Origin of the sequence: Amycolatopsis sp. (assembly GCF_036008905.1) — a bacterium.
Lineage (GTDB): Bacteria > Actinomycetota > Actinomycetes > Mycobacteriales > Pseudonocardiaceae > Amycolatopsis.
In genome coordinates this window covers 1-11,524 of sequence record NZ_DASYMU010000223.1, presented here as the reverse complement: position 1 = coordinate 11,524, position 11,524 = coordinate 1, and the positions used below count along the sequence as shown (strand labels likewise).

General features: G+C 67.1%; 9 protein-coding genes and 1 pseudogene. 4 read left to right on the top strand and 6 right to left on the bottom strand.

Translation table 11 applies throughout. The features are described 5' to 3' along the window. Both VGP60_RS36235 and VGP60_RS36230 read right to left on the bottom strand, forming a co-directional pair. A pseudogene (locus tag VGP60_RS36235) lies at positions 1-907 on the bottom strand (hypothetical protein); the annotation flags it as partial. Positions 908-1,246: 339 nt separating this feature from the next. After that, entirely contained in the window at positions 1,247-1,402 is a 156-nt protein-coding gene (locus tag VGP60_RS36230; RefSeq protein ID WP_327552714.1) for a hypothetical protein, read from the bottom strand. A 231-nt stretch (positions 1,403-1,633) separates the two neighbouring features. Between VGP60_RS36230 and VGP60_RS36225 the strand changes: the two genes are divergently transcribed. Further along, positions 1,634-2,461 carry a M55 family metallopeptidase gene (locus VGP60_RS36225; RefSeq protein WP_327552713.1) on the top strand — a complete coding sequence of 276 codons (828 nt, stop codon included), beginning with the start codon at positions 1,634-1,636 and terminating at the stop codon, positions 2,459-2,461. After that, the gene (locus VGP60_RS36220) at positions 2,454-3,761 is read left to right on the top strand and encodes a M20/M25/M40 family metallo-hydrolase (RefSeq protein WP_327552712.1); all 1,308 of its coding nucleotides are present in this window, start codon (positions 2,454-2,456) and stop codon (positions 3,759-3,761) included. The genes VGP60_RS36225 and VGP60_RS36220 overlap by 8 nt, the downstream gene beginning before the upstream one ends. Before the next feature lie 48 nt (positions 3,762-3,809). On the opposite strand, the gene VGP60_RS36215 is transcribed toward VGP60_RS36220, so the two are convergent. The 3 genes from VGP60_RS36215 to VGP60_RS36205 form a co-directional block, all read right to left on the bottom strand. Then, positions 3,810-4,643, bottom strand: coding sequence for a PRC and DUF2382 domain-containing protein (locus VGP60_RS36215; RefSeq protein WP_327552711.1), 834 nt, complete (start codon positions 4,641-4,643; stop codon positions 3,810-3,812). A 153-nt stretch (positions 4,644-4,796) separates the two neighbouring features. Then, the gene (locus VGP60_RS36210; RefSeq protein WP_327552710.1) at positions 4,797-5,444 is read right to left on the bottom strand and encodes a class I SAM-dependent methyltransferase; all 648 of its coding nucleotides are present in this window, start codon (positions 5,442-5,444) and stop codon (positions 4,797-4,799) included. Between the two features lie 12 nt (positions 5,445-5,456). Beyond that, the gene (locus VGP60_RS36205) at positions 5,457-5,588 is read right to left on the bottom strand and encodes a hypothetical protein (RefSeq protein WP_327552709.1); all 132 of its coding nucleotides are present in this window, start codon (positions 5,586-5,588) and stop codon (positions 5,457-5,459) included. Between the two features lie 168 nt (positions 5,589-5,756). On the opposite strand from VGP60_RS36205, the gene VGP60_RS36200 reads away from it, so the two are divergent. After that, positions 5,757-10,070 (top strand): GH92 family glycosyl hydrolase, encoded by a 4,314-nt coding sequence (locus VGP60_RS36200; RefSeq protein WP_327552716.1) that lies wholly within the window; start codon positions 5,757-5,759, stop codon positions 10,068-10,070. A gap of 146 nt (positions 10,071-10,216) precedes the next feature. On the opposite strand, the gene VGP60_RS36195 is transcribed toward VGP60_RS36200, so the two are convergent. Beyond that, positions 10,217-10,834 carry a TetR/AcrR family transcriptional regulator gene (locus VGP60_RS36195; RefSeq protein WP_327552708.1) on the bottom strand — a complete coding sequence of 206 codons (618 nt, stop codon included), beginning with the start codon at positions 10,832-10,834 and terminating at the stop codon, positions 10,217-10,219. A gap of 66 nt (positions 10,835-10,900) precedes the next feature. Between VGP60_RS36195 and VGP60_RS36190 the strand changes: the two genes are divergently transcribed. Beyond that, positions 10,901-11,308, top strand: a complete 408-nt coding sequence (locus VGP60_RS36190) for a RidA family protein (protein WP_327552707.1) — start codon at positions 10,901-10,903, stop codon at positions 11,306-11,308. The last annotated feature ends 216 nt before the right edge of the window (positions 11,309-11,524 follow it).

Below are 11,524 nucleotides of genomic sequence, written 5' to 3'. Positions count from 1 at the left end.
CCTGTGCCAGCAGTTCCGCTGCCCGCTTGAGTTTTCCGCGGGCGATTTCGAGTCTTGTCGCCAGCATTCGCGCCAATCCCGCCTGCTCGGTCAGCCGTGGTGGCATCGCTTTCGCCGCTCGCAAGACACGAACAGGCAATACCGACTGGCTATCTCTCGTTCTGAGCGCGTCTCTCACATCTGCATGCAGACCGATGATCGTGGCATCAGCCACACACGTCTGACAACCCATTCGAAGCATCCGGCGACGTGCGGAAGTCGCCCACCGGCGTGCCAACTCGAGATCATCGACCATGAGCGCCGCCGAGGCGCGGAACAGCTCCACGCCACCCAGTTCGCGATTCGTGCTGTGCCTGGCCTTCATGACAGGCAAGACCTCGTCGAGGTGTCGACCTGCCTCGTCCGCCAAGCCTGCTGTCATGAGAGCTTGAGCCTGCTCCAAGCGCAGCAAGGGCGGAACTTCGAGACCGTGGCCGCGATAAGTGCGTTCACTTTCTTCGAACAACCGCAAGGCGATCGGAACATCGCCAGTTCTCAACTCGAGCGAGCCGAGCGGGCGCCGGACGTCCGCGGCCTGCAACGGGCGGTCGTATCCTTCGGCGATTGAGATGGCTCGAGTGAAATCCGCCCTTGCGCGACGTACGTCACCCAATCTGGTGTAAGCCAACCCTCGAGTAGAAACAGTGTTGAGGAAGCCGCCCAGCAAGGACCCGGGGTCGCCACTTTCCTTAAGTCGCTGTTCCTGGTGTTCGATCGAGGTGTCGAAATAGCTGATGCTCTCGTCGTTACGCCCCGAAGCCATGAGCAGAAGGCCGTAGTTGTGGTCGACTGCGCCTCTCAACTCAGCCAAAACACCGGGGTCGGACACTCCTTGAGTGAGCAGTCGAATATCGTCCAGGCTCGCCAAGCCAGAAGCCACTCCGCCACGAGTCTCCGATGACCAGAATGCCAAGGTACTTGCCAGTCGAATTCGAACTACCAGCCAATCCTCGTGGAACCGAGGATCGACTGGATGTATCGACTCCAGCAAGCTCATACCGCGGCGCAGGAGCTGGATCCCCTCGCGCTGCCGCTCGGAGCACGCCGCATCGACCCCTGCTCGATGAAGCTCACGAGCTTTTCGGATGGTGTCGAGTGGTCCGGGCTTCGTTACAGGCACCTCACTATGACAACACAAGCTGTAGACAAATGAAGCCCGCCTACCGAGAGATCCTCGACAGGCGGGCAGTCAAGCAACGTTCACGCCTCAGGGCTCGATCTTCTGAGGACAACCCCCCACACAGTTGGTGGTGAGGTCGTGGTCGTGGTCCTTGTGCTTGTCGTCTTCCGGAACCTCCGGCAGTGGCGGAAGGACAGGCGCTTCCTCGGTGACCGGGTTGGTGGTTTCCGCAGGCGTAGACATGAGCGATCTCCTCCCCTAACGATCTTCATTGGTCCAGACAGGCGACGCGGGTGCTGCCGATACACGCATTCCCAGTAGCACTTTGTCGCCGTTCGCGGGTCCCTCACCCCGCGAACAGAGCAATATTGGCACAAATGAGGTTCGTTCGGGAAGGTTTTTCGACACTCCGTCACCTCCTGACCGATGGTCCGCCCTATCGGTCAGTGGGCCACGAGTGATTACAGTGGCGCGATGCGGATCATGATCTCGGCGGACATGGAAGGCGCGACCGGCGTCACGTGGACCGACGACGTAGTCCCGGGGACCGAGCAATGGCAGCGGTTCCGGCGGCTGTTCACCGGCGACGTGAACGCCACGATCGCGGGCCTGTTCGACGCGGGGGCGACGGACGTGCTGGTCAACGAGGCGCACTCGTCGCAGCGCAATCTCCTGCTGGAGGACCTGGACCCGAGGGCACGGCTGCTCACCGGGCGGCACAAGCCGTTGTCGATGATGCAGGGCATCGATTCCGGGGTCTCCGGGGTCGTGTTCCTCGGCTACCACGCGGGCGCCGGGTTCGACGGCGTCTTGTCCCACACGTACTTGGAGAACCAGATCACCGGGGTGTGGCTCGACGACATCCCGGCGAGCGAGGGCAGGCTGAACGCGGGGATGGCCGCCGAGTACGGCGTGCCGGTGCTGGTGGTGACCGGCGACGACAAGGCGTGTGACGAGGCCCGCGACTACGCGCCCGACGCCGAACTGGTGGCCGTCAAGGAGTGTGTGAGCCGGTACGCGGCGATCTGCCTGCCGCCGGCGCGCACGGCCGAGCTGCTGAAGTCGGCCGCGGCCGACGGGATGAAGCAGGCCGGGCGGTTGCATCCGGAGCAGGTGCCGCACCGGATCGAGGTCGAGTTCGACGCGAGTCATCTCGCGCAGGCGACGGCGGTGATCCCGACGGTCGAGCAGATCGGCACCCGCCGGGTCGGGTTCGACGCGGCGGATATGACCGAGGCGATGAAGGCGTTCAAGGTGGTCACGGCCATCGCGGCGGGAGCGGTGCAGGGTATCTATGGCTGAGCTCGATGTGGTGGACGTCTGTTCGGCGCTGGTGCGGTTCGACACGACCAACCGGGGCAACGGTGACTCCGAGGGCGAGCGGGCCGCCGCCGAGTACGTGGCGGGGCTCCTGGCCGACGCGGGGGTCGAGGCGAAGATCCTGGAGTCCGCGCCCGGGCGAGCCAACGTGATCGCGCGAATCGCGGGCCGCGATCCGTCGTTGCCCGCGTTGCTCGTGCAGGGCCATCTGGACGTCGTCCCGGCCGACGCGAGCGACTGGTCGGTGCCGCCGTTCTCCGGTGAGGTCCGCGACGGTTACCTCTGGGGCCGCGGCGCCACGGACATGAAGGACTTCTGCGCGATGGTCCTGACCGTCGTCGACGGCTTCGCCCGCACCGGCCGGCGCCCGAAGCGCGACATCGTGCTCGCGTTCGTCGCCGACGAGGAGGACAAGGGCGAGTTCGGCGCGCACTGGCTCGCCGCGGAGTACCCGGAGCTGTTCGAGGACTGCGCGGTCGCGATCAGCGAGTCGGGCGGCTACTCCTACCACGTGCCCGCGGCGGACGGGCGAATGTGCCGCCTGTACCCGGTGGCCACGGCCGAACGCGGCACGGCACATATCCGGCTGACCGCGCGCGGCCGCGCCGGGCACGGTTCGCGGCCCAACGACGAGAACGCCGTCCTCCGGTTGATCGGCGCGCTGCAGCGGATCGCCGAGCACCGCTGGCCGGTCCACCTGACCCCGACTGTGCGGGCGTTCCTGGAACGCGCCGGTGCGGCGCTGGGTGTGCCGGTGGATCTGTCCGATGTGGACGGAACGGTCGCGAGACTGGGACCCGCGGGCGCGCTCGTGACGCCGACGGTCCGCAACAGCACCACACCGACGATGCTCGAAGCGGGCTACAAGGTCAACGTGATCCCGAGCGCCGCGCGGGCGCAGGTCGACATCCGCGTGCTGCCGGGCACCGAAGACGAACTGCTCGCGACGCTGGACGAACTGCTCGGCCCGGACGTCGAGCGGGAGTTCGTCGCGCACCAGCCCGCGGTGTCGGCACCGGTGGATTCACCGTGGTTCGACGCGATGGCCGCCGCGCTGCGGTCGCAGGATCCCGACGCGGTCGTGGTGCCGTACTGCATGGGTGGCGGCACGGACGCGAAGGCGTTCAGCCCGCTCGGGATCGACTGCTACGGCTTCGCGCCGCTCTGGCTGCCCGAGGGCTTCCCGTACCGCGCGATGGCCCACGGGGTCGACGAACGGGTCCCGGTCGAAGGACTGCGCTTCGGTGTCCGGGTCCTGGACCATTTCTTCACGCACTGCTGACGCGCATGACGGGGCAGGCCGAACCGGGCCTGCCCCGATGCGCCCGGCTCACGCCTTGCGGTGCTTGGTGTCGTCGGTGACCTCGATCTGTTCCTTGCGGATCTTGCCCGAGATGGTCTCCTCCTCGGTGACCGTCTCGGTGCCGAGGCGAACCCGTTCCATCTCGACGGTTTCCTTGTTCACGACGGGCTTTTCGCTGTGCAGCACGACTTCCTGGTCCTGCTCGCCGATCTCGGCGCGCCCGGTGCCCCGGGCCCCGCCGGTGATCGGTTCCCGCACGACATTGACTTCCTCGTGCCGCACCGGGACGGTGACCTGCTGCTCTTCGGTGACGACGTACTTGTGCAGCCGCACCCGGCCGGACTCGACCTGTTCGGTGCCGACGTTGAGCCGTTCCTCTGACCGGGTCATGCCCTGCTGGCCCGCCGCGGCCTGCTCGCCGCCGCGCATCGCCTGCCCGCCGCCCGCGGCCCTGGTGCCCATGTTCCTGTCGGTACGGTCCATCCGCTGGCCGGCGGCCTGGTCCCCACCGGCGTGCCGTCCCATGTCCTTGTCGGGCGCGCTGCGCGGCATCGGCAGGCCGTAGTGGCGGTAGAGCTCGGCACTGTCGCCTTGCGACAGATGCCCGTCGGTCTCGAACCGCGGCGCGTCGGACACCTTGTCCTTGGCGACGCTGACGTGCAGGCCGTCGTCGTCGATGTCGGCGCCCTTGAGCGGCACGAAGCTTTCCTTGTGCCCGAACAGGCCGGTCTTCACCGTGACCCACTCGGGGTTCCGCGTGTCGTCGGCGAGATAGACGGTGCCGACCTTGCCGATTTTGCTGCCTTCCGGATCGACGACAGTCGAGTCGATCAGATCCTGCGGTCGCATCGTGCGGGTCATGACTACCGCTTCCTTTCACGTTCGATGGATGGATCGCTTGTCTTGTTCACCGGCGAACAAGATCACCATCGAACGCTTCAGGAGGCTTCGCAACCGCGGCGGTAACGGGTGGGTGACCCCGGAAAGTGTCAGTTTGAAATCGCCCGAAACGGGTCACTCACCGCTGAACGTTGCCCACCACCGGCCGCCGCCGCGGGTGCGTTCCAGCTGGTCGAGACGCACACCGTCACGGGCGAACGACTCCACTTCGGACTGCGTCAGCGGCCACGGCGGCCCCTCGGCTTCGGCGTCGTCTTCAGCCGCGAAAGCACCGACGAGCATGGTGCCGCCGGGCGCCAGCAGGCTGGAGACGCGATCGATCGCGACCTCGCGCACGTGCCGCGGCAGGGCCTGCACGGTCGCGATCTCCACCACGAGGTCGAAATGGCGGTCCCAGGCCGTCGGCGGGGCGAAGAGGTCCGCGACGGCGTAGTCCACGGTGGACTCCGGGAAGCGGCCGCGGACGGTGGCGATCGCGGTCGGTGAGACGTCGAAGGCGACGGTGTCGTAGCCGAGCGAGGCGACGTACTCGGCGTCGTCCCCGAGCGCGCAGCCGATGACGATGGCTCGTTTCCCGTCGCCGCGTCTGCCGGCGGCCCAGTCGGCGATCTCGGGGTTTGACACTCCCCTGGCCCACGGGACGACGGCGTCGCCCGTGGCGGCGTCGGCGTAGAGCGGTTCGAACCAGGCCGTCGCGTTGCCGGTGGCGAGTGCCTTCGCCGCGCGGATCCGGGAGTCCTTGTCGGGATCGATCGTCGTCATGGTGCCCCCACGTCAGTGCCAGGCGCCCCGCTCGTGCCCGCGGGGATCGTCTGCCGGTAGCCAGTGCTCGGCGATCCGCATGGTGGTCCGCCGGGTGACATCGTAGGGCGCCCACCCAGTGGCGCCGGTGCTGGTGGACAGCACCCAACCTTGAAGCGGTATGGGTTGCTCCGTCATTGTCCGATTCCGGTCAAGTTTTCTCACCGATCTTGACATCGATGTCACAACCGAGCTTCCCTTCCTGGGCGCCGGAGTGTCCCCACCGCTGTGGCGCGCTACTAGACGCCCCCGCCAGAAGAGCTTGGAGCAATGATGCCCCGAAGCGCGAGACCATCGGTCAACACGCTGTTGTCTGTCGTTGTCATAGCCGCCGGCCTGGTCGCCCTCCCGGCGTCCGGGCTCGCCGCCGCGGATCCGGCCGCACCACCGGACTTCGCGTCCTCGTTCGAGTCGGGTGAGCCCCAGCCGACCTGGAACGACACCGTTGACATCGACGCGTCCGGGAAGCCCAAGGCTTTCGGCGTGAACGGTGCGAACGGGACCGCGATCCCCGGTGACATCCGCGGCCGGGTCACCGAGTCGAGCGCGACCAGTGAGAACACCGACGCCGGGGAGGTCGCCGCGAACCTCTTCGACGGCTCCACCGACACGAAGTGGCTCTCCTGGGACTCGGTCGCTTCGGCCCAGGCCACACTGTCGGAGCCGACTTCGATCACGCACTACGCGATCACCTCGGCCAACGACTTCGCCGACCGCGACCCGAAGGACTGGACCCTGCAGGGCTCCGCCGACGGCGCCGCGTGGACCGACCTCGACCGGCAGACCAACCAGACCTTCCCGAACCGGTTCCAGCAGAAGGACTACAAGATCGCGCCGACCGCGGCGTACAAGTTCTTCCGCCTGTCGGTGACCCGCAACAACGGCAGCTCGTCGATCCAGCTCTCCGAGCTGCTGCTGGCCAACGACGAGCCCGCGCCGCCACCACTGCCGAACATGCGGACCTTCGCCGACAGCGGCCCGACCAGCGGCTACACGAACAAGAACCGTGTCGGCTTCACCGGCCTGCGCGCGTTCCGCTACTCGGGCAGCCAGACCGCCACCGGCCACGGCTACTCGTACAACAAGATCTTCGACGTCGACATCCCCGTCGCCGCGGCCACGGAGCTCTCGTACAAGGTGCAGCCGCAGTTCATCACCGGCGACCTGAAGTACCCGAGCACCAACGTCGCGGTGGACCTGGCGTTCACCGACGGCACCTATCTCTCCGAACTCGGCGCGGTGGACCAGTACGGCTTCGGTCTCTCGCCGCAGGGCCAGGGCGCGAGCAAGGTGCTGTACACGAACCAGTGGAACCTGGTGCGCTCGGCGATCGGCACCGCGGCCAAAGGTAAGACGATCGACCGGATCCTGGTCGGTTACGACAACCCGAACGGCCCCGGGCTCCTGCAGGGCTGGCTGGACGACATCAAGATCTCGGCCACCCCGACCCCGCCGGTGAGCACCCGTCCCTCGGACAACGTGCTCACCACCCGCGGCACGCTGTCCAACAGCACGTTCTCGCGGGGCAACAACTTCCCCGCCACGGCCGTGCCGCACGGGTTCAACTTCTGGACCCCGGTGACCGACGCCGGCTCGAACAGCTGGCTGTACAACTACCACTCGGGCAACAACGCGCAGAACCTGCCGACACTGCAGTCGTTCAGCGTGAGCCACGAACCGAGCCCGTGGATGGGTGACCGGCAGAGTTTCCAGGTGTTCCCCTCGGCCGCCGCCGGCGTGCCGGACGCGAATCGTGAAGCCCGCCAGCTCGCTTTCAAGCACGACAACGAAACCGCGCGGGCGCACTACTACGGTGTGCAGTTCGAGAACGGCATCAAGACCGAACTCGCCCCGACCGACCACGCGGCGCTGTTCAAGTTCTCCTTCCCCGGCAACGATTCCAGCCTCATCTTCGACAACGTCAACAACAACGGTGGCCTGACGCTGGACCCGGCGACCAATTCGCTGACCGGCTACTCCGACGCCCGTAGCGGGCTTTCGGCGGGCGCCGGGCGGATCTTCGTCTACGCGACGTTCGACAAGCCGGTCTCGGCCGGGGCGAAGCTGCCCGGCGACGGCCGCGACAACGTCCGTGGTTACCTGCGCTTCGACACCGGTGGCGCGAAGACGGTCAACATGCGGATCGCGACGTCGCTGATCAGCGTCGACCAGGCGAAGAAGAACCTCGACCAGGAGATCGCGCCCGCCGCGACGCTGGAAACGGTGCGTGACGCCGCACAGCGGGCCTGGGACGACAAGCTCAAGGTGATCGAGGTCGAAGGCGCGAGCCAGGACCAGCTGACCACGTTGTACTCCAACCTGTACCGCCTGTTCCTGTACCCGAACTCGGGCTCCGAGAACACCGGGACCCCGCAGGCGCCGGTGATCAAGTACGCGAGCCCGGTGTCGGCGAAGACGGGCGTGGACACCCCGACGCAGACCGGGTCGAAGATCGTCGACGGCCAGACCTACATCAACAACGGATTCTGGGACACCTACCGCACCACCTGGCCGGCGTACTCGCTGTTGTCGCCGGACATGGCGGGCAAGATGGTCGACGGGTTCGTCCAGCAGTACCGCGACGGCGGCTGGATCTCCCGGTGGTCCTCGCCGGGTTACGCCGACCTGATGACCGGCACGAGCTCCGATGTCGCGTTCGCCGACGCCTACCTCAAGGGCGTCACGAACTTCGACGTGAAGTCGGCCTACGACGCGGCGCTGAAGAACGCCACCGTCACCCCGCCGAACAACGCCGTCGGCCGCAAGGGCGTGGACGAGGGCATGTTCCTCGGCTACGCCCCCAACACCGCCGATCACGGCTTCTCGTGGGCGATCGAGGGCTATGTCAACGACTTCGGTATCGCGAACATGTCGAAGAAGCTCTACGACGAAGCGCCGCAGACCGATCCGCGCAAGCAGGAGTACCTCGAGAACTACGAGTACTTCACCAGCCGGGCGCAGCAGTACGTGAACGTGTTCGACCCGAGCGTCGGGTTCTTCCAGGGCCGCGACGCCGCGGGCAAGTTCAGCCGCAGCAAGGAGACGTACGACCCGCGGGTCTGGGGTATCGACTACACCGAGACCGACGGCTGGGGCATGGCGTTCTCCGTGCCGCAGGACGGTCAGGGCCTGGCGAACCTCTACGGCGGCAAGGCCGGCCTGGGGTCCAAGCTGGACGCGTTCTTCGCCGATCAGGAGACGGCGAACTTCCCCGGCTCCTACGGTGGCGTGATCCACGAGATGCGGGAGGCCAGGGACGTCCGGATGGGCCAGCTCGGCCACTCCAACCAGGCGTCGCACCACACGCTCTACATGTACGACTACGCCGGCCAGCCGTCGAAGACGCAGGCGAAGGTCCGCGAAGCGCTCGGACGGCTCTACACCGGCAGTGAGATCGGGCAGGGCTACGCGGGCGACGAGGACAACGGCGAGCAGTCGGCCTGGTGGCTGTTCAGCGCGCTGGGCTTCTACCCGCTGCAGATGGGCAGCCCGAACTACGCCATCGGGTCGCCGCTGTTCACGAAGGCGACCGTGCACCTGGCCGGTGGCAAGGACCTGGTGATCAACGCGCCGAAGAACAGCGCGAAGAACGTCTACGTCCAGGGCCTGAAGGTCAACGGCAAGGCGTCGACGTCCACGTCGCTCTCGCAGGACGTGCTCGCCAAGGGCGGCACGCTCGACTTCGACATGGGCCCCAACCCGTCGACGTGGGGCACCGGCCCGAACGACGCACCCGCGTCGATCACCACCGGCGACGCCGTCCCGACCCCATTGCACGACCTGACCGGGCCGGGCAAGGGCACCGCGTCGGCCAGTGACGGCTCCAACGTCACCGCGGTCTTCGACAACACCTCACGGACCGAGACGACGGCGACCGGTGCGATCCAGTACCAGCTGCTGTCGTCGAAGGAAGCCGCGACGCACTACACGTTGACCTCGCCGAAGGGCCCGGGAGACGCGAAGAGCTGGGTGTTGAAGGGCTCGTTCGACGGGAAGTCCTGGGCGGTCGCCGACCAGCGCACCGACCAGACCTTCCAGTGGCGCCAGCAGACGAAGGCGTTCAAGGTGGCCAACCCGGCGCACTACAAGTACTACCGGCTGGAGGTCACCGCGACCACCGGCGGTACGGCGTCGCTCGCCGAGTTCGAACTGCTCGGCAAGCCCGACGCGGCCTGCACGCAGACGATCACCGGCGAACGCAAGGGCCCGCTGACCGTGTCGAGCGGCACGACTTGCCTCGACGGCGCGACGGTGTCTGGTCCGGTGACGGTGTCGCCGGGCGCGAGCCTGGTCGCCACGGGTGGTTCGATCGGCGGCCCGCTGGCGGCGACCGGTGCGGCTCAGGTCGTGGTCGTCGGGACGAAGATCGGTGGTCCGCTGGCGATCACCGGGGTGAAGGGCACGGTGTCGATCGAACAGGCCGACATCGCCGGCCCCGTCGCGTTGACGGGTAACCAGCATCCGGTGCTGACCGCCAGCACGGTCGGTGGCCCGCTCGCCTGCGCGGCGAACACCCCGGCCCCGACGGACTACTCCCTCCGCAACACCGTCCGCGGCCCGTCCGCCGGGCAGTGCTCGAGTATGTAACTGCTCCTGTAGGTCCGTGAAGGCCTCCTTCACAGCGTCTGACGCTGTGAAGGAGGCCTTCACGGCTTTCTGGGCCTCTGCAACGGACGTCTCCGCTGGTCAGGTGGGTCGTGAGTGGCAACAAGTGTTCTAACACTCGTAGCCACTCACGAGAGGTGAAGCGGCTGCCAGCCGGTCTCGACCGAGACCCGGCACCTCCCGGGATCGTCTCCCGTGCTGATGAACAGCGCGGTCAGCAGGGGGACGCCGTTGGCGAGTGTCTCGCGCGGCAGGGGGCCGTTGGCGACCAGCGAGACCAGCCCGTGGGCGATGGTCCAGCTCTGGGTCGCCAGTTCCAGCGGGACGATGTCGATGCGGAAGCGGCCCGCTTTCCTGCCTCGGTCGGCGGCTTGGACCATGTGTTCCAGGGTGGTGTCCGCGGCTTTGAGGTCTTCGAGGTCGAAGTTCGCGTCGAACATGACCCGGTAGAGGTCGGGGTGATCCAAGGCGTTGCCGAGGTAGGCGGAGACAAGGGCGGTCAGATCCTGAACCGGGTCCTCGGTCGTGGTCACCGTCGCGAATCTGGCCGCGAGACGGGTGAAGCCTTCCTGCCGCAGGGCTTTCCACACGCCGTCCATGCCGCCGAAGTAGGTGTAGACGGCCATCGTCGACACGCCGGTCCCGGCCACCAGTGAGCGCAGGGTGATGGGCTCGCGGGTGCGAAGCATGTGCGCGGCCCGTTCGATGAGCAGGGTGCGGACCGCGGGGTCCTTCGTCCTTGCCATGGCACCACAATACATAGCATTGCACTGCTATAGTATTGGGGAACATCCCGCGACATGGAGGCAGCAATGGCCATCACCCTGGTGAACCCCGAAGGACTGCCGAAGGTCGACATCTACCGGCAGGTGTCGATCGCCACCGGATCGAAACTGGTCTTCATCGCCGGCCAGGTCGCCCGCGATGCCGACGGCGGCAAAGTCGGCGAAGGCGACTTCGCCGCCCAGGTCGAGCAGTGCTACCTCAACCTCGGCACCGCGCTGGCCGAGGTCGGCGCCACCTTCGACGACGTGGCGAAACTGACCGTCTACCTCGTCGACTGGACCCCCGACAAGATGCCCCTGTTCGCCGAGGGAGCCGCCCGCGCCGCCGCGAAACTGGGCATCACCGCGCTCCCGCCGCTCACCGGGATCGGCGTCGCCACCTTGGCCGAGCCCGACATGCTGGTCGAGATCGAAGCCACCGCCGTGCTCGACTGAACACCGGCGCCGCGCGCGAGGGTCGGCCCCGGCCATTACGGTGAGTGGGTGACGATCACCGGCTTCTTCTCCTCCTTCGAAACCGGTGACCCGCAGCCGGTCGACCCCGCGCTGCAGGTGGGCCCGGGACCAGGCAAATCACCGACGGCCAAGATCGGCGTCGGATTCACCGGGCTCAGCGCGCTGCGCTACGACACCCCGGCCAGGAAAACGCTG